This window comes from Aureimonas sp. Leaf454, from assembly GCF_001424685.1.
Taxonomy (GTDB): Bacteria; Pseudomonadota; Alphaproteobacteria; order Rhizobiales; family Rhizobiaceae; genus Plantimonas.
On the sequence record NZ_LMQT01000019.1, the window covers coordinates 316,374 to 335,343 of the forward strand.

General features: G+C 65.2%; 14 protein-coding genes and 1 tRNA gene. 3 read left to right on the plus strand and 12 right to left on the minus strand.

The annotated features are described in order from the left end of the window. Positions 1–121: 121 nt before the first annotated feature. Both ASG43_RS12935 and ASG43_RS12940 read right to left on the minus strand, forming a co-directional pair. Positions 122–1,489, minus strand: coding sequence for an FAD/NAD(P)-binding protein (locus ASG43_RS12935; protein ID WP_056505488.1), 1,368 nt, complete (start codon positions 1,487–1,489; stop codon positions 122–124). Between the two features lie 46 nt (positions 1,490–1,535). Continuing rightward, positions 1,536–1,994, minus strand: a complete 459-nt coding sequence (locus ASG43_RS12940; RefSeq protein WP_056505490.1) for an Rrf2 family transcriptional regulator — start codon at positions 1,992–1,994, stop codon at positions 1,536–1,538. A gap of 812 nt (positions 1,995–2,806) precedes the next feature. On the opposite strand from ASG43_RS12940, the gene ASG43_RS12950 reads away from it, so the two are divergent. Next, positions 2,807–3,742, plus strand: a complete 936-nt coding sequence (locus tag ASG43_RS12950; RefSeq protein ID WP_056505495.1) for a ring-cleaving dioxygenase — start codon at positions 2,807–2,809, stop codon at positions 3,740–3,742. Positions 3,743–3,963: 221 nt separating this feature from the next. Here ASG43_RS12950 and ASG43_RS12955 read toward each other — a convergent pair whose 3' ends face one another. From ASG43_RS12955 to ASG43_RS12980, 6 genes are all read right to left on the minus strand, one after another. Then, entirely contained in the window at positions 3,964–4,239 is a 276-nt protein-coding gene (locus tag ASG43_RS12955) for an HU family DNA-binding protein (protein WP_056505498.1), read from the minus strand. Positions 4,240–4,410: 171 nt separating this feature from the next. Continuing rightward, positions 4,411–6,834, minus strand: a complete 2,424-nt coding sequence (gene lon / locus ASG43_RS12960; protein ID WP_056505502.1) for an endopeptidase La — start codon at positions 6,832–6,834, stop codon at positions 4,411–4,413. Positions 6,835–7,086: 252 nt separating this feature from the next. Continuing rightward, on the minus strand, positions 7,087–8,355 hold the full coding sequence (gene clpX / locus ASG43_RS12965) for an ATP-dependent Clp protease ATP-binding subunit ClpX (protein ID WP_056505503.1): 1,269 nt from the start codon (positions 8,353–8,355) through the stop codon (positions 7,087–7,089). Between the two features lie 252 nt (positions 8,356–8,607). After that, positions 8,608–9,243, minus strand: coding sequence for an ATP-dependent Clp protease proteolytic subunit (locus tag ASG43_RS12970; protein ID WP_056505506.1), 636 nt, complete (start codon positions 9,241–9,243; stop codon positions 8,608–8,610). 245 nt (positions 9,244–9,488) lie between these two features. Further along, a complete protein-coding gene (gene tig, locus ASG43_RS12975) occupies positions 9,489–10,847 on the minus strand; it encodes a trigger factor (protein ID WP_056505509.1) in 1,359 nt (452 codons plus the stop codon). Between the two features lie 181 nt (positions 10,848–11,028). Continuing rightward, positions 11,029–11,112, minus strand: a tRNA-Leu gene (locus tag ASG43_RS12980). A gap of 408 nt (positions 11,113–11,520) precedes the next feature. On the opposite strand from ASG43_RS12980, the gene ASG43_RS22215 reads away from it, so the two are divergent. Next, positions 11,521–11,664: a DUF1127 domain-containing protein gene (locus ASG43_RS22215; protein WP_082490872.1), complete on the plus strand. Its 144-nt coding sequence runs from the start codon at positions 11,521–11,523 to the stop codon at positions 11,662–11,664. Positions 11,665–11,842: 178 nt separating this feature from the next. Continuing rightward, on the plus strand, positions 11,843–13,252 hold the full coding sequence (trmFO, locus tag ASG43_RS12985; RefSeq protein ID WP_056505513.1) for a methylenetetrahydrofolate--tRNA-(uracil(54)-C(5))-methyltransferase (FADH(2)-oxidizing) TrmFO: 1,410 nt from the start codon (positions 11,843–11,845) through the stop codon (positions 13,250–13,252). Here the strand turns inward: trmFO and ASG43_RS12990 are convergent. The 4 genes from ASG43_RS12990 to secD are packed head-to-tail and all read right to left on the minus strand — an operon-like array spanning position 13,184 to position 18,856. Next, on the minus strand, positions 13,184–15,007 hold the full coding sequence (locus tag ASG43_RS12990) for a DUF4153 domain-containing protein (RefSeq protein ID WP_056505515.1): 1,824 nt from the start codon (positions 15,005–15,007) through the stop codon (positions 13,184–13,186). The two genes, trmFO and ASG43_RS12990, sit on opposite strands and share 69 nt — an antisense overlap. Further along, entirely contained in the window at positions 15,004–15,897 is an 894-nt protein-coding gene (locus ASG43_RS12995) for a phytoene/squalene synthase family protein (RefSeq protein ID WP_056505517.1), read from the minus strand. The genes ASG43_RS12990 and ASG43_RS12995 overlap by 4 nt, the downstream gene beginning before the upstream one ends. 2 nt (positions 15,898–15,899) lie before the next feature. Further along, entirely contained in the window at positions 15,900–16,289 is a 390-nt protein-coding gene (locus tag ASG43_RS13000; RefSeq protein WP_056505520.1) for an Mth938-like domain-containing protein, read from the minus strand. 8 nt (positions 16,290–16,297) lie between these two features. Continuing rightward, entirely contained in the window at positions 16,298–18,856 is a 2,559-nt protein-coding gene (gene secD, locus ASG43_RS13005) for a protein translocase subunit SecD (protein ID WP_056505521.1), read from the minus strand. Positions 18,857–18,970: the final 114 nt, after the last annotated feature.

An 18,970-nucleotide genomic window follows, 5' to 3' on the forward strand; every position in this document is an offset into this window, starting at 1 on the left:
GTCGACGGGCGGCGCATGGCCTGATGCCGGCAGGAAGCTTCGCGCCTGAATGGTCGACCCCGCCGGATGGCGGTCGCGCGAAACGGACAGGACACGTCCCAACCGTTGTGTCGCCAAGGTTTCAGGACGTCGATGGCGCCGATAAGGCGGCGGTGATGCGCTGGGCGAGGACCGCGCACTGGACCCGGATATCGGGGACGGCCGTCATCTCCCAGTCGCGCGCCCGCGTCACCGGTCCGACCGCGAAGATGCGGCTCGAAGAGGCGCCGCTGCGACCGACGACGGCGCCGTCGTCGTCGACCTCGATTCCGATGTTCAACGGATCGGGTCGGACGAGACCATCGGCGATGAGATGGGACAGCAGGCCCGCTGGATTCGACCGGGGATCCCGCAGGATGCCGGTGCAGTCGATCACGCGAGCGACGGACATCGTCGCGACCTCGACCGAGCCGCGGCGGCGATACGTGACGCGAATGGCATCGCCATGCCGTTCCAGGTCGACGAAGCGGCCCGCGACGAGGTCCAGTCGTCCGGTCGCGATGGCAGCCAGGATGCGCGTCTCGCTTTCCGGCGGAAGCCGGTGCCGATGCACCTCCCACCAGGTTCGGGCGTGGCGCAGGAAACGGGAGCGTGCGGCGGGGGTCAGCGAACGCCAGAGCGTGGCCGTGTGGGGGCGAACGCCGTCGACGACGTCGCGCCAGTCGCCGCCGCGCTCGGTCGCCCAGGCCGCCGTCCTGCGGAACCAGCGCAGGATGTAGGAGATGTCGGTGCCGAGCGGCATGTCGGCGATATCGATCCGCAGCGGCGCATTGCGACGGTGGACGCGGGGCAGTTGTCCCCTGCGCGACAAGGCCGTGATCGACCCCCGATGTCCACGGCCGGCCAGCTGGATCACCGTGTCGACCATCGACAGGCCTGTTCCCAGGATCAGCACCGCATCCTCCGGCCGGATCCCCGCTGCCTCCGGTGTCGTCCAGGCGTCGACATAAGGACTGTTGGCTGCAAATTCCGGCACCTGATGCCCCGTGGCCAGAACCGCGCAGTGACCGATATGGGTCGCGCCCCCGACCTCGACGGCGACACCGGTCGGCGTCGTCCGCATCGCGGTGCAGGTACCCCGCACGACGGAGAGCCTTCCATCGCCGGTGTCCGCGCGCCAAGGCTTCACGAGATCGGCAAGATAAGCCGCGTAGTGCCGGCGGGGAACGAAGCAGAAGGGGTCCGAGCACCGAATGTCGTCGGCCGCTTCCGACTGCAGCAACCAGCGCCAGAAGTGTTCGCCGTCGTCTGCGAAGGCGCTCATCGAGCCGGCCCGCGTGTTCAGGATATGGTCGGGCTCGGTCGTCGCGTAGGCGACACCCTGGCCGATCTCCGCCCGACGTTCGACGAGCGTCACCCGCAGCCGGCGGTCCGATGCGCGAAGGAGATGGGCGGCCAGGATCACGCCACTGGCGCCGCCGCCGACGACGATGACGTGTCCGGCGGTCATGCGCGCAGTCCAGACCGCTGATCCGAGGAATTCGAAGGGTCGGACGTCACGCGTTGATGGCGAGGTCGTCGAGCCCTTCCGAGACGAGGTGCGGCATCGCGGCGAGTTCGGCCAGCGTCTTTTCGTCGAGAACCGCGGAGATCGCGTTGCGGACCTCCAGCATCACGAGACGAACCGCACAATGGTCCTCGCTGCGGCAGTCGTCGCAGCGGCGGTAGGCCGTCCGGCTCGCGCAGGAAATCGGTGCGAGCGGACCGTCCACCACCCGCAGGATGTGCCCGACCTTGATGTCGGCCGGCGGTCGGGACAGGCCGTAGCCGCCGTTTCGTCCCTTTCGGGCATAGATGAGACCGGCATTGCGCAGATCGCCGAGGATAGCGTCGAGGAACTTCTTCGAGATCGTGTCGGCCGTCGCCATCTCGACCGATTGCGTCAGGCGGCCGGCTGGTACCGATGCGAGATAGACCATGGCCTTCAGACCATACTTTCCCTTCATCGTCAGCATCGAACGCCCCTGCAAACTCGGCTCCGTTCCTCGCTCTGCGACGTCCGGATCGTCCACTCCATGGATCGGCGTAGCCTGATTTCAGGGCAACGGGAAGAGACGGAGCCCTTATCCTGCGAGCCGTTCGGCAGCTTTCGGAGCGTCGATCTCGCCCGCCGACCGGCGGATGATCCTGCAGGAGGTGGAACGGCGACGTCTCCGTCGGACAGGCGGCCGGGCTCCTGTCGATGGTCGCCCAACCCTTGTCGGCGCCCACAGGACTCACGTCCTCGGTCGAGGTCGCCGCCGGCTGATGCCGGCCTGTGTGGAAAGAGCATCCGACCAAGGCCCTGCCTCCGCATTCCCATCCCATGCGGACAGGGTGCAACACCTCCTTTGAGAAGTCTACTGCTTTGATGGATTGATCAGTCGGGCGAGGACGCGCTTTCCGATGGCTTGATGTGCTCGTAGCCGTGGCGAGGAGGCACGGCGAGTGCGGCGAGACCGGGACGTGGAAGCTCTTTCATCGCGGAACATCCGGCCGGCCCTCCGGGCCGCCTTCCGGATGCGACGAGGATCAGCCGAGGCGGCGACCGCTCTCACGATGCCGGCGCCGATCGACGGGACGGTCGCCTTCGCAAGTTTGGTGGGTCGTTTCGGTGGGATGGTTGAGGCGGTCCGACCCGCCGGCGTCATCCGTCTTCACGACGCGCGTCCTCTTTCCCCATGAAACGAACTTCGGGATCGATCGCGGTCCCTCGACAAACCCCACGGGATTTCGTTCGATCAAGAAATAAGTCTGCCTGACCACAGACGCCGGGGAATCAGAAGCCATGAACGGTGCCATCCATCACGTCACCGCCATCACGGGCGAGGCGCGGCGCAATATTGATTTCTACACGCGAGTTTTGGGTCTACGTCTCGTCAAGAAAACCGTCGATTTCGACGATCCGTCGATCGGTCATCTCTATTTCGGAAATGAAACGGGCTCGCCCGGCACGCTCCTGACCTTCTTCCCGATCGAGGATGCGGCCGCCGGACGCCTCGGGGTCGGCGAGGTGCAGGAGACTGTCTGGTGTGTGCCGGAGCATTCGCTCGGCTACTGGACCCATCGCTTCCTCGCCAAAGGCGTCGAGAATCAGGGCCTGACGAGGCGTTTCGGCGAGCGGACGATCGCCTTCAAGGATCCGGAAGGCACGTCTCTCGCCTTGACAGGAGTGCCTGGCATCGAGACGCAACCCGCCTGGGGTGGAAGCGAGGTCCCGGCGGATCATGCCATCCGCGGTCTTCACGGCGTCAGCCTTCTCCTGGAAGACGCCGAACCGACGAGCGCAGTGCTGACCGACGTCCTCGGCTATCGCGAGACCGCCGTCGAAGGCACCACGCGCCGGTTTCGTCTGCCGGGCGCAACCGTCGGCGGCGTCGTCGACATCCGAGCGGTCGGAGGTTTCCTGAAGCCGCGTCCCGGCCGTGGCTCCGTCCACCACGTTGCCTTTCGCGCCGAGAATGCGGCTGCCCAGACGTCCATGGTCGAACGCATGATTTCCCATCACGGGCTCGTGCCGACGGAGCAGAAGGACAGGCGCTACTTCAAGTCCGTTTATGTCCGGGAGCCCGGCCACGTGCTCTTCGAAATCGCTACGGATCAGCCGGGGTTTGCCGTGGACGAGGCGGCGGACAGCCTTGGTGAAACGCTGCAGATACCACCCTTCCTCGATGGTCGCCGGGCCGAGATCGAAGCCGGACTTCCCGATCTCGCCGACGACTGAGGCAAGGGCTCGCGACGGCCTGCCGCACGCCGCGCCCTCCGCCTTCCGCCTTCCGCCTTCCGCCTTCCGGAACGCTCGCCCCAAGAAAAAGGCCGCGAGGACTTGCGGTCCAGCGGCCTCTTTTCCGTATGCTCCGACCGGGGCACAGCAGGGGGACGGTTCCAAGCGAACCTGCGACCGAGGCTCTCGGTCTTCGCCACCCGCCGCGCCGCATCGGCGACTTACTTGTTGACGGCGTCCTTCAGGCCCTTGCCGGCCGCGAACTTCGGAACGTTGCGCGCGGGAATGTCGACTTCCGCGCCCGTCGAAGGGTTGCGTCCCTTCGAGGCCGCGCGATGACTGACGGAGAAGGTGCCGAAGCCGACGAGACGGATGTCGTCGCCCTTGGCCATGGTCGTCTCCAGCACATTGAAAACGGCGTCGACGGCATCAGTTGCCTGCTGCTTGGACAGATCGGCCTTTTCGGCCACAGCGGAAACGAGCTCGTTCTTGTTCATCGGATCTTCTCCTCAGTCGATGGAAAGCCACTTGGACTCGGCGGAACGATGAGCGAGTCGGACCCATCATTCAAGACAGCTGGGCTCCAAAACCCAACATTTCCGGGCTTTTCAAAGAAAATGCCGCCCTCTCGAGCGGCATTTTCTGTCAGTTCCAACGTAAAAAGCGGCTCAGTGAGCGATCGCCGCGGTCGCCTCCGCGCCCGTCTTGGCGGGGTCGGCGGGAGGTGTCGTCGGCTCCGTCCACTCAATCGGCTCCGGCTTGCGAACGAGGGCATGCGCCAGCACTTCGCCGATCCGCGAGACCGGAATGATCTCGAGATTGTTCTTCACGTTGTCCGGAATATCCACCAGATCCTTGGCGTTCTCCTCCGGGATCAGAACCGTCTTGATGCCGCCGCGCAGCGCGGCGAGCAGCTTCTCCTTCAGACCGCCGATCGGAAGCACCCGCCCCCGCAGCGTAATCTCGCCGGTCATCGCGATGTCGCGTTTCACGGGGATGCCCGTCATCACCGAGATGATGGCCGTCGCCATGGCGACGCCGGCCGACGGTCCGTCCTTCGGGGTCGCCCCTTCCGGCACGTGCACGTGGATGTCCCGCTTCTCGAAGAGCGGCGGCTCGATGCCGAAGTCGCTGGCGCGGCTGCGGACATAGGATGCCGCCGCCGAGATGGACTCCTTCATCACGTCCTTCAGATTGCCCGTGACGGTCATCTTGCCCTTGCCGGGCATCATGACGCCTTCGATCGTCAGAAGCTCGCCGCCGACCTCGGTCCAGGCAAGACCTGTCACGATGCCGATCTGATCGTCCGCCTCCGCCTCGCCATACCGGTACTTCGGCACGCCAAGAAAATCGGCGAGGTTCGCCGCGGAAACCTCGATCGAGGTTGCCTCACCCTTCAGGATCTTCGTCACCGCCTTGCGGGCAAGCGTCATCAACTCCCGCTCGAACGAGCGCACGCCTGCCTCGCGGGTGTACCGCCGTGCGATTTCCTGCAGGGCGTCGGTCGAGACGGAGAACTCCTCCGGCTTCAGCGCATGGTCGCGGATCGCCTTCGGCAGCAGATGCCGGCGCGCGATCTCGACCTTCTCGTCCTCCGTATAACCGGCGATCCGGATGATCTCCATGCGGTCCAAAAGAGGACCCGGGATGTTCATCGTGTTCGCCGTCGTCACGAACATGGTCGAGGACAGGTCGTACTCGACCTCCAGATAGTGGTCCATGAAGGACGCGTTCTGTTCCGGATCGAGCACCTCCAGAAGGGCCGACGACGGATCGCCGCGGAAGTCCTGGCCCATCTTGTCGATCTCGTCGAGCAGGAAGAGCGGGTTGGTCTTCTTGGCCTTCTTCATCGACTGGATGACCTTGCCGGGCATCGAACCGATATAGGTGCGCCGATGACCGCGGATCTCGGCCTCGTCGCGCACGCCGCCGAGCGCCATACGGACATATTCACGCCCGGTGGCTCGCGCGATCGACTTGGCGAGCGAGGTCTTGCCGACGCCCGGAGGACCGACGAGGCAGAGGATGGGACCCTTCAGCTTGTTCTGACGGCTCTGCACCGCGAGATATTCGACGATCCGCTCCTTCACCTTGTCGAGCCCGTAATGCTCCTCGTCGAGGATCGCCTCGGCCCGCTTCAGGTCGATTCGGATCTTCGAGCGGTTGCCCCAGGGCAAACCGAGCAGCCAGTCGAGATAGTTGCGCACGACGGTCGCCTCGGCGGACATCGGGCTCATCTGCTTCAGCTTCTTCAGCTCGGCCGTCGCCTTCTCGCGCGCCTCCTTGGAGAGCTTGGTCTTCTTGATCCGGTCCTCGATCTCGGCGGCCTCGTCACGGCCTTCCTCGCCGTCGCCGAGCTCCTTCTGGATCGCCTTCATCTGCTCGTTCAGGTAGTATTCGCGCTGCGTCTTTTCCATCTGCCGCTTGACGCGGGAGCGGATGCGCTTTTCGACCTGCAGAACCGAGATCTCGGCCTCCATGAAGGACAGGGCCTTCTCCAGCCGATCGCGGACGGAGGTCAGACCGAGCATCTCCTGCTTCTCGCCGATCTTGATCGCGAGATGCGAGGCGACGGTGTCGGCAAGCTTGGAATAGTCGTCGATCTGGCCAGCCGCTCCGACGACCTCGGGCGAGATCTTCTTGTTCAGCTTGACGTAGTTCTCGAACTCGGAGACGACGGAACGGGCCAGAGCCTCGATCTCGACCGGATCTTCCTCGACCTCGTCGACGATCTCGGCCGCCGCCTCGTGCCAGTCGGTGCGATCCGAGAAGGCCGAGATGCGCGCGCGCGTCATGCCCTCGACCAGCACCTTCACGGTGCCGTCGGGCAGCTTCAGCAGTTGCAGCACGTTGGCGATGGTGCCGAGATCGTAGATCGCCTCGGGCGCCGGATCCTCGTCGCTCGCGTTCTTCTGCGTCACGAGGAGGATCTGCTTGTCCGATCCCATGACCTCTTCGAGCGCCTTGATCGACTTCTCCCGCCCGACGAAGAGCGGCACGATCATGTGCGGAAACACGACGATGTCGCGCAGCGGCAGCACCGGATAGAGCGTCTGGCCCTCTTGGCTCCCGCCGGGATGGTTCTTCGACATGATTACCCTTTCTGCGACATCCGTCGCTTCAGGCCGTCTGGCACGGACCTCGTATCGAGCATCCGTGCGGACGCCAAATTGCCCGACTTATATTGGCTTTCCGTCCTGCAGCTTCAATGATTCACGCACGATGCGCATCCGTTCCGCGATCGACGTTCCGCATGGTGTCACGCACGGGCGGGGTACGAAAAAGCCCGCCCCGGCAGACGACCGGAGCGGGCTGAAGCTCGTCAGCGAACAGACCGGACCGGATCAGGCGCTGACATTCTCTTTCTCGTCCTTGCGCTCGGCGTAGATGTAGAGCGGACGCGCCTTGCCATCGATCACCTCTTCGGAGATCACGACCTCCTGCACGCCTTCCAGCGTCGGCAGGTCGAACATCGTGTCGAGCAGCATGGATTCCATAATGGAGCGCAGGCCACGCGCACCAGTCTTGCGGTCGATCGCCTTGCGGGCAATCGCCTTCAGCGCGTCCTCGTGGAAGGACAGCTCGACATTCTCCATCTCGAAGAGCCGCTGATACTGCTTCACCAAGGCGTTCTTCGGCTGGACCAGGATCTGCACGAGAGCGGGTTCGTCGAGGTCCTCGAGCGTCGCCAGGACCGGGAGGCGGCCGACGAATTCAGGGATCAGGCCGAACTTCAAGAGATCCTCCGGCTCGACCTGGCGGAAGAGATCGCCGGTGCGGCGGTCCTCCGGGGACGAGACGTTGGCCGCGAAGCCGATCGAGGTCTTGCGGCCTCGATCGGAGATGATCTTGTCGAGGCCCGCGAAGGCGCCACCGCAGATGAAGAGGATGTTCGCGGTGTCGACCTGCAGGAATTCCTGCTGGGGATGCTTGCGGCCACCCTGAGGGGGCACGGAGGCGACGGTGCCTTCCATGATCTTCAGAAGCGCCTGCTGAACGCCCTCGCCCGATACGTCGCGGGTGATCGAGGGATTGTCGGACTTGCGCGAGATCTTGTCGATTTCGTCGATGTAGACGATGCCGCGCTGCGCGCGCTCGACGTTGTAGTCGGCCGACTGCAGAAGCTTCAGGATGATGTTCTCGACATCCTCGCCGACATAGCCCGCCTCGGTGAGCGTGGTCGCGTCGGCCATGGTGAAGGGCACGTCGAGGATGCGGGCGAGCGTCTGGGCGAGCAGAGTCTTGCCGCAGCCGGTCGGGCCCATCAGCAGGATGTTCGACTTCGCCAGTTCGACGTCGTTGTTCTTGGCCGCATGCGCGAGGCGCTTGTAGTGATTGTGGACCGCGACGGAGAGGACCTTCTTGGCGAAGGACTGGCCGATCACGTAATCGTCGAGGACCGCGATGATCTCCTGCGGTGTCGGCACGCCCTCGCGGGACTTCACCATCGAGGATTTGTTCTCCTCGCGGATGATGTCCATGCAGAGCTCGACGCATTCGTCGCAGATGAACACGGTCGGACCCGCGATCAGCTTGCGGACCTCATGCTGGCTCTTTCCGCAGAAAGAGCAATAGAGCGTATTCTTGGAGTCGCCGCCGCTCACTTTGCTCATCCGTCTATCCTTCCGGTCCGGTCCGTCCGGGCATCGTCGCATCCGACGACGGCCATCCAGACCCACATGTTATGCCACGTCGCATCGATTGCAACTGCGGCGCTCAGCGGCTGAAACGCGCCTATGTGACACTTTTTCTCAGTTTCGATGCTGCAACAGGAACCTTGAGCGATCCTGAAGGCGAGCCCGTCATTTCAACGAAACGAAGCGGCGCCCGGTCCGATCCACGAAGCGGGCGCCCCGTCTGATCGATCAGGAAGCGGGTACCGCCGCCTCCAGCTCGTCGCGGGAGGAGTAAACCTTGTCGATCAGGCCGAACGCCTGCGACTCGTCCGCCGTCATGAAATGGTCGCGGTCGAGCGTCTTCTCAATGGTCTCGTAATCCTGGCCCGTGTGCTTGACGTAGACCTCGTTCAGGCGACGCTTCAGCTTGATGATGTCCTGAGCGTGGCGTTCGATGTCGGAGGCCTGGCCGGAGAAGCCGCCCGAGGGCTGGTGCACCATGATGCGGGCGTTCGGGGTCGCGAAGCGCATGTCCTTGTGCCCGGCGCAAAGAAGCAGCGAGCCCATCGACGCGGCCTGACCGATGCACAGGGTCGAGACGGCGGGCCGGATGAACTGCATCGTGTCGTAGATCGCCATGCCGCTGGTCACCACGCCGCCCGGCGAGTTGATGTAGAGCGCGATCTCCTTCTTCGGGTTCTCGGCCTCGAGGAAGAGAAGCTGCGCGCAGACCAGGGTCGCGATCCCGTCCTCGATCGGGCCGGTGATGAAGATCACGCGCTCCTTGAGAAGCCGGGAGAAGATGTCGTAAGCGCGTTCGCCGCGGTTGGTCTGTTCGACGACCATCGGAACGAGGTTCATCGCTCTTTCCACGGGATGGATCATGAGGGTCTCTCAGCTTCTGGTGTGGCGGGCGCAGGACCTGCGCCCCTTTCGAATCATGAGGCGGGAATCTTCGCCGTAGATAGGGCTTGGGCCCGCGTCGATGCAAGGGACGTGCGCCCCTCCTCCTGCGACGAGGTGAACGAGCGATGAGAAGACGTCATCCTGACGTCTCTTTCTGTCCCGGCACCGGCAAACGAAAAGGCCGGCGCTGGGCCGGCCTCTCGTCGTGATGGGCTGTCCTCGTCTCAGGCCGTGAGAACGTCGTCCTCGCCCTCGTCCTTCATCAGCTCTTCCTTGCTGACGGTCTTGTCCGTCACCTCGACCTCGTTGAGGAGGTGGTCGACGACCTTCTCCTCGTAGATCGGGGCGCGCAGGCTCGCGACCGCCTCGGGGTTGGAGCGGAAGAACTCGTAGATCTGCTGCTCCTGGCCGGGATAGCGGCGAACCTGCTCGAAGACGGCGCGCTGCAGCTCTTCGTCCGTGATCTGGACGCCGGCCTTCTCGCCGATCTCCGACAGGACGAGGCCGAGACGGACGCGGCGCTCGGCGAGGCGCCGGTACTCCTCACGCGCCTTCTCCTCGGTCGTGTCCTCGTCCTCGAAGCTCTTGCCGTTCTGCTGGAGTTCCTGCGTCACCTGGTTCCAGATGTTGCCGAACTCGGCTTCGACGAGCTTCTGCGGCAGCTCGAAGCTGTACTCGCCGTCGAGCGCGTCGAGAAGCTGGCGCTTCACCTTCTGACGGGTCTGGATTCCGTACTGGCTCTCGATCTGTTCGCGAACCACGGTGCGCAGCCGCTCGATCGACTCGATGCCGAGCTTCTTGGCCAGTTCGTCGTCGAGCTCGAGATCGCTAGGCTTTGAGATCGACTTCACGACGACATCGAACACGGCTTCCTTGCCGGCGAGATGAGGCGCGCTGTAGTCATCCGGGAACGTGACCGTCAGAGACTTCGCTTCGCCGACTGCGGCGCCGACGAGCTGATCCTCGAAGCCGGGGATGAACGTGTTCGAGCCGAGGACGAGGCTGGACTCCTCGGAGGAGCCGCCTTCGAAGGCCTCGCCGTCGATCTTGCCGACGAAGCTCATCGTCAGCTTGTCGCCGCTCTCGGCGGCGCCGTCCTTCGGCTCGTATTCGCGCGCATTCTCGGCGATGCGCTTCACCTGCTCCTCGACCTCCTCGTCCGCGATCTCGACGATCGGCCGCTCGATCTTGATGCCGCTCGTCTCCTTCAGCTCGAAGGTCGGCAGCGTCTCGTAGGAAACGGTGAAGCGGAAGTCCTGCTTTCCGGCCAGAACCTTCTCGGCCTCGCCCTCGTCCTCGGACATGCCGATCTCGGGCTGCATCGCGGAACGCTCGTTCCGGCCCGCGATCACCGAGCGCGGCGTCTCGTTGACGATCTGGTTGACGATCTCGGCCATCATGGAGCGGCCGTACATCTTGCGCAGATGCGCGAGCGGCACCTTGCCCGGACGGAAACCCTTCAGCTTGGCCTGACCCGACGCTTCGTGAAGCTTGGTCTGCAGCTGCGCCTCGAGGTCCGACGCCGGGACGACGATCTCGATCTCGCGCTTCAGGCCCTCGGCCTTGGTTTCAGTCACCTGCATCTCAGAACCTTCGATCTCTTGCGACCGGCGAACCCCTCGGCCCGCCTGGTCCATCCGATGTGTCAAACCGCCTTCGACGAAGCCCGACCGGACCCGCGAAAACCGAAACCCTCATGTGCCGCGCAGGCCCCGACGACGAGCGCACCATCATGCCGTGCGAGCCGTCGAGCGGCTCTGCGCATGGTGCGGGTGGAGGGACTCGAACCCCCACGCTTTTGGCGCTAGAACCTAAATCTAGTGCGTCTACCAATTCCGCCACACCCGCGACACGCCGCGGAACCCATGGCTCTGCAGCGCGCGCCTCCATATCACCGGCATCCGGGAGATTAAAGGCCCATTCGGTCTGACGGCATGGCCTTACGGCTGCCCAGGGGCTCGCACGATCCGATTGCGCTGCACTCTCGGCGAACCATTCCCGACGTCTCTTTCAAGACACGGCCCTGAAATTGATGAAGATCGTATGAAGGTAGCCTCACGTCTTTGACGCAACTGACACGTTGCGTGACGACGAGGCCCGGAATTGCTGGATTCTTCGACCCTTGCTGCATTGCACAACGCGCAATTCAGCTATGCAGGATATGCGCTGGTGAAAAGGGTCCAGCAAACCTAACTTCAAATCATCGAAGCGAACGAGAGATCTCAACCGCTTCAATCGATTTAATCAAGGTGTAACATGAACATCGTCCGCTCCTACAGCAACTGGCGTCGCTACCGCGAGACAGTTTCGGAGCTGAACCGTCTTTCGCAGCGCGAACTGTCCGATCTCGGCATCGCGCGCACCGACATTCCCTCGATCGCTCGTCAGTCGATCGGCTGAACCTTTCCGGATTTCGCGTCTGTTCATCTCCTCCCTGAACCGATGCGAATCAGAGTCTGCGGTTTCCTCCTCCCACCGCAGACTTCACAAACGACACCCGCCGGCTCCTCCCCCGGCGGGTGTTGTTGTTTTCGGGCCGACGTTTCCTCGCCGCGTGGCGGGTGGTAGACTGCCCGTCATGCGAAACACACCTCTCCACATCGTCGGCGGCGGGCTCGCCGGATCCGAAGCCGCCTGGCAGGCTGCCGAAGCCGGCTGCTCCGTCGTTCTGCACGAGATGCGGCCGGTCCGGGAAACCGAAGCGCACAAGACCACCAGTCTTGCCGAACTCGTCTGCTCCAACTCGTTCCGGTCCGACGACGCCGAGACCAATGCCGTCGGCCTGCTCCATGCGGAGATGCGGCTGGCCGGTTCGCTGATCCTGCGCTGCGCCGATGCCAACCAGGTGCCGGCCGGCGGTGCGCTGGCGGTCGATCGCGACGGCTTTGCCGAGGACGTTTCCCGCACGATCGCGGCCCATCCACGGATCGAGGTTCGCCGCGAGGAGATCGACGGCCTGCCGCCCGAGGCGTGGGGTCCGACGATCATCGCGACGGGCCCCCTGACGTCGCCGGCGCTGGCCGACGCGATCCGCGCGGAAACGGGCGCGGATGCGCTCGCCTTCTTCGATGCGATCGCGCCCATCGTCCACACCCATTCCATCGACATGTCGAAGGCCTGGTTCCAGTCGCGCTACGACAAGGTCGGGCCGGGCGGCACGGGCAAGGACTACATCAACTGCCCTCTCGACAAGGAGCAGTACCAGGCTTTCGTCGCGGGTCTGGTGGCCGGAGAGAAGACCGGTTTCAAGGACTTCGAGAACACGCCGTATTTCGACGGTTGCCTGCCGATCGAGGTGATGGCCGAGCGTGGCGCGGAGACCCTTCGCCACGGCCCGATGAAGCCGATGGGCCTGACCAACGCGCATCAGCCGGATATCAAGGCCTATGCGGTGGTGCAGCTGCGCCAGGACAATGCCCTTGGAACGCTCTACAACATGGTCGGCTTCCAGACGAAGCTGAAATATGCCGAGCAGGTCCGCCTCTTCCGCACGATTCCCGGGCTGGAGGAGGCCAAGTTCGCCCGGCTCGGCGGTCTTCACCGCAACACCTATCTCGATTCCCCACGCCTGCTCGACCGCACCCTGCGCCTCTCCTCCCGTCCCTCGCTCCGCTTCGCCGGACAGATCACCGGCTGCGAGGGCTATGTGGAATCGGCGGCGATCGGCCTCCTCGCGGGCCGTTTCGCAGCCGCTGAAGCGGTCGGCGGGGTCGCGGTCGCGCCGCCACCGACGACCGCGATGGGCGCGCTTCTCGCCCACATCACGGGGGGGCATCTCCTGGCGGAAGAAGACGGCGGCAAACGCTCGTTCCAACCGATGAACGTCAATTTCGGGCTGTTCCCGCCGGTCTCCGCTCCGAAGGTCGAGGGCGTTCGGATGCGCGGGCGCGAGAAGGTGATCCAGCGCCGCCGTGCGATGTCAGCGCGTGCGCTCGCCGACTGCGCCGCCTGGCTGGGCGATTCCGGATTTCGGGCCGCCGCCGAATAGGCTCGAACCCGGCCAGTCCGCTTTGCGCAGGAGAATCGTTCCGGTCGCCTGGACGATCTCCGCGTCACCCTCGACGACGAAGCGCTGCAGAGCGAGACGGACGACGTGTCCCTCGGCGCTGCTGAGATCGAGCGTGACAGGGTCCGTATCGTCCGCCGCGGATTCGAAGGCCTCGGACGTCACCGCCGACAGGAGGGGTCGGAGCGTGAAGCGTCGGGTGGACGCGCCGATGGCAAGAACGAGATCGGAGCCGTCGAGAAAAGCGGTGACGCCGTCGATGCCCGCGCCCGAGCCGCCGCGCAGGATCGTGCGATCGGTCAGAGCGATGTCGAAACCGTTGATGGCGAGAATCGTCGAACCGGTCGAAGCGAAGACCTTCGTCGCCGTCTCCGGTGGCGCGATCTCGGGACCGGCGCCGATGGCGCGCTCCGCCGCGTCCCGAACCGTGAGGTCCCTGTCTCCGGTCGCGGTCGCGAGCTCGCGTCGCCGCTCCAACGGAAGGAGCTCGGCCATCCGCGCGAGTTCGTCCACCTCGGACAGAGCCTGGATCCGGCTCCTCGCTTCGTTCGCCCGGCCCGGCTGCACACGACCCGTCCCGTCGAGCAGAGCGCCGAGACGCGCGGACTGGCTGCGGCCGACGACATCGGCGACCCCCAGGGGGCCGAAGGACGACAGCGCCAGCAGCGTGAGGGGAATCGCCGCCATCAACCGGATGTTTGCCCGGAACCGCGCGACGAGCTGCGCTGCGAGGCAGACGCCGATGGCGAGGCCGCCGAGCGCGAGATAGTAGCGCTCGACCGTCCAGCCCTCCGCTGAGATCCTCTGCGCGGCCGCCATGCCGAGAAGCGCGAGGGGCATGACGAGCAGCCAGGCCCAGGCCCGGGCAAAGCCGCGTGTGAAAAGCCGGCCGTCCCTGAGAAACGGATCAGCCGCGACGCGCAACGACAGCACGAACAGGGCGTAGGAGGTGACGATCCAGCCGACCTCGTTCCGCGGCAACGCACCGATGAGGATGATCTTGGCGGCGTAGAGATGGAGAACGAGCGCGGTCGCAAGCGCCAACGGTGCCGCGACCCAGTCGACGAGCAGGCGGACGCCTTGCGCCATCCGGTCGCCGGCGGACAATTCGGTCGTTTCGTCGAAATCCGTCGGGACGCGTCCGAGCGCCATCAGCGGTCCGACGAGCGTCAGCGCGGTTGCAAAGATGTGTTCGTAGGCATCCGACGAGACGTGGACCTCGAAGAGAAAGCGAACCATGGCAAGGATCGCCGTCAGGCCGAGCGCGAAGAGAAGGACCGCGAGAAACGCGAGGACGATGCCGACGAAGGTCCAGAGGACAAAGGTCCAGAATCGGTTGTTGTCCGACCGCCCGACGAAGGGCGCGAGCGGGACGGCGAGGGTCAGGGACGCGACGAGGGCCGGCGCGTTGACCCCGAGAGGTTCGGCATAGCGAACGACGAACCCCGTCGAAACCGCCGCCGCCAAGGGGCCGAGGGACAGAGCGAACGTCCCGGCTCCGCGAGCCTCGAGGGAAAGGCGCACCAGAACCGAGACAGCGGCCGCGGTGAAGATCGCGATCGACCAGACATCGACGGTCGCGTCCGGCAGGATCGAGATGTCGGCGATCCCCGCATTGAGGACGAGCGACAGGAAGACGACCAGCGCCGCGGCCACCGGAAAGCGCGACGATGCCAGGGTCGCCCCTCTGGCGAGCGAGGCCGCCAGACGTCCGGCGAGCCCGCGATGCTTCCTCACGTCGGCCTGCTGGACGGACGCCGCATGGCGCGCCAGTAGAGCCAGCTTCTCCTGAAAGGACCCATCGCGACGGGACGTTCTGCGGTCGCCACCCCTGCCCCTTGAGCCTCGAGCCGGTCGAGATAGGCCGACGTCAACTCGGCCGGAAGAAAAGCCGGACGCAGCGATGCGGGAAGGCCGGACGCCGCCGCGCGATAGGCCGACTGGTGCTCGCGCGCGAACGCCGCCATGGCGGCGACGGCACGCGCCGTCGGCTCCCCCTCACCGGCCAGCAGCGCGTCCCGCGAACAGCCGGCTGCGTCGAGGAGATCGGCCGGCAGGTAGACCTGGCCCCGCCTGCGGTGGATCGGCAGGAGCCGAAGGGCACCCGCGGCCGCCTGCGCGACGCCGGCATGGCCCGCCGCATCGGACGCCTGCCGGGCGCTGGCGGGATCGAGAACGAGACAGGCGAGCGTGATCAGCGTCGAGGCGGTGCCGCCGGCATAGGCCTCGAATTCGCTGCGGGAGGGCATGGGATCGTCATAGAGATCGAAGATGCGCTGCTCGATGAAGCGGTCGAAGGCCGGGAACGGCAAGCCGTGCTGCCGAATCGCCTTCCCCAATGCCTCGGCAGCGGGGTGGCCCGGCGAGCCGCCATCGGCGGCACCCGCAGCCTCCAGCGTGTCGCGCCACCATTGCAGACGGATCTCGCCCGGCAAGGGTTGGCTGATCTGCTCGCGGATGCGGGCCGTCTCGATGTTGAACGCGTAGAGCGCCGTCAGAGCTTCGCGCCGGTCCGCTGTTGCGAAGGCGATCGAGACGGCGCGGTCGGGATCCTCACGCCGCACCAGATCCTTGCAATAGGCGACGGCGCTGCCTGCCTGTCCCGGCGTCGAGCCCGCGTCCGCCATGGTCAGTCGACCGCGACGAGGGCGGCCGCGACGGGACGCCCTTCGGACAGCATGATGTTGAAGGTCCGCACGGCCGCGCCCGTCGAAATCGGATCGGCGGAAAGGCCGGCGCGCCGCAGACGCTCGGCGAGTGCCGGCGGAATGCGCCGGATGTCGGCCCCGGTGCCGAACAGGACGAACTTCAGCTCGTCCGCCTCTTCGAAGAGCTTCAGAAGCCGTTCGCCCGAGAATGGCTCTCCGGCCGTCGCCTCCCATCCGTATATGCCGGACGGAAGGCAGAGGATCGATCCGCGGTGCGACATGGAGGCGAAGCGGAAACCTCCGTTTCCGTATGCCTCGATCGGCGCCCGGCCGGGGAAATGCGCCTGCCGGATCTCGATGCCCTTCGTCATGCCGCCGCTCAAGCCTTCGGCGTCACGGCCGTCGTGCCGACCGGCTTGTTCGCCACAGGCTTGTCGAGCGCGGCGCGCAGGTTGAAGTAGACGAGGATCGGACCGGCGACGAAGACCGAGGAATAGATGCCTACCAGGATGCCGAAGAGCATCGGCGCCACGAAGGTGCGGATGACGTCGCCGCCGAACAGGAACAGCGCCAGGAGGGCGAGCACGGCGGTCGCAGCGGTCAGGATCGTGCGACCGAGCGTCTCGTTGATCGAGAGGTCAATCAGGTCCGTCAGCGGCATCTTCTTGTACTTGCGCAGGTTTTCGCGGATTCGATCGAACACCACGACGGTGTCGTTCAGCGAATAGCCGACGATCGTCAAAAGTGCCGCGATGGTCGAGAGATTGAACTCGAAGCGGGTGACGACGAGGAACCCGACCGCCATGATGACGTCGTGCATGGTGGCGACGATCGCCGCGAGCGCGAACTGCCATTCGAAGCGGAACCAGATGTAGAGGAAGATCAGGGCCATCGAGCCGAGGAGGCCGAAGGCGGCGGCATAGGCCAATTCGTTGGAAACGGTCGGACCGACGACCTCGGTTCGCTGGAAGTCATACCCGTCCTGCAGGACGCCCCGCACCTTGTTCAGCGCGTCCTGCTGCGCGAGCTCTCCACCCGGCTGCGCGGCGAAGCGGACCAAGGCGTCGCGCGGGGAGCCGAACTCCTGCACCTGAACCTCGCCCTCGAGCAGCGGCTGCAACTCCTCGCGAAGCGCGCCGATGTCCGCCGCCTCGCCCTTCGACTTCAGTTCGATGACGGTTCCGCCGGTGAAATCGATGCCGAGATTGAGGTTGAAGAGGCCGACGCCCACGATCGAGAGCAGCGACAAAGCCGCGGTCGTGCCGAATGCGATCTTGCGGATGCGCATGAAGCCGAACTTGGTGTTGTCGGGAACCATCCGGAGGAAGCCGTTCGGGACCTCCCTCGGACGCTGGCGCTTGTACCAGAAGGCCACCATCCAGCGGGTCAAGGTGAGCGCGGTGAAGATCGTGGTCAGAATGCCCATGGCCAGCGTGACCGCGAAGCCCTTCACCGGTCCCGAGCCGAGGAAGAACAGGGCCGCCGCCGCGATCAGCGTCGTGACGTTGGCGTCCATGATGGTGCCGAGCGCCTTGTGGAAACCCGAATCCAGCGCCTTCACGACGCTGGCGCCGAGCCGCCTCTCCTCTCGGATGCGCTCGTAGATCAAGACGTTGGAATCGACGGCCATGCCCATGGTGAGGACGATGCCGGCGATTCCCGGCAAGGTCAGCGTGGCGCCGAGCACCGAGAGGAGCGCAATCATCAGGACGACGTTCACGAGCAGCGCGATGTTGGCGAGGAAGCCGAGGAAGCCGTAAGTCGCGAACATGAAGCCGACGACGAGGATCGCACCGATCACGCCCGCCAGTTGGCCGGCGGCGACGGAATCGGCTCCCAGACCCGGCCCGACCGTTCGCTCCTCGATGATGTCGAGGGTCGCGGGCAACGCGCCGGCGCGCAGGAGAACGGCAAGATCGTTGGCGCTTTCCACCGTGAAATTGCCCGAGATCTGCGCCTGTCCACCGAGGATCGCCTCGCGGATGTTCGGCGCGGACAAGACCGTGTTGTCGAGGACGATGGCGAAGGGCTTGCCGACGTTCTGCTGCGTTACGGCCCCGAAGCGCTGAGCGCCGCGGGCGTCGAAGCTGATGTTGACGATCGGCTGGTTGGACTGGCTCTCGAAGCCCGCGCTCGCGCCGTTCAGATTCTCGCCCGAGATCATGACGTCGCGTTGGACGATGATCGGCTGCGGCGGCGTGTCGTTCGTGTAGAGGAGCTCGGTGCCGGCCGGCGGCCGTCCTCCGCGAACGACCTCCTCCGGAGAGGTCGACGTGTCGACGAGGCGAAAGGTCAGCTGCGCGGTCTGGTCGAGCAGGGATTTCAGACGCTGCGGATCCTGGAGACCCGGAACCTGAACCATGATCCGGTCCGAACCCTGGCGCTGGATCAGGGGTTCGGTCGTGCCGAGTTCGTCGACGCGGCGACGCACCACCTCGACCGACTGCTGGGAGGCCGAGGACAGGCGATACTCGATGCCCTCGTCCGTCAGCGACAGACGCAGCGTGCCGGGACGCGGCTCGGCGATCGCGATCTCGGTCACCGACGTGCCGGACAGGAGATTGCTGGAAACGGGCTGGACGAGAGGCTGCAGCGCGGCCCTGGCGGCTGCCAGCTGCGCCGGATCGCGGATCGTCACGTCGATGACGCTGCCGCTGTCGGAGAGGCCGGTGAAGCCGATCTTCGCGGTGCGCAAGGCCTGGCGGGCATCGGCCCGTACGCTCTGAAGGCGCGCATTGACGAGCGAAGCGCGATCGACCTGGAGAAGAATGTAGGAGCCGCCCTGCAGATCGAGGCCGAGGGTCATCGGCTGCTTCGGCACGAAGCCGGGCATCTGGTCGAGATATCTCTGCGGAACGACGTTCGGAGCCGCGAAGAGGAAGCCGACGAAGACGGCGAGCCAGATCAGGATCGTCTTCCAACGCGCGAAGTGAAGCATGGTCGTTCCGGATCCCGGGACTGGCGATCCAAGACCGGCCAGTCAGCCTAATGCCGAAGGCGCGGAACGACCGGCTGGGCAGAGAGCCCGCCGGACGCCCCACGCGCCCGTTTC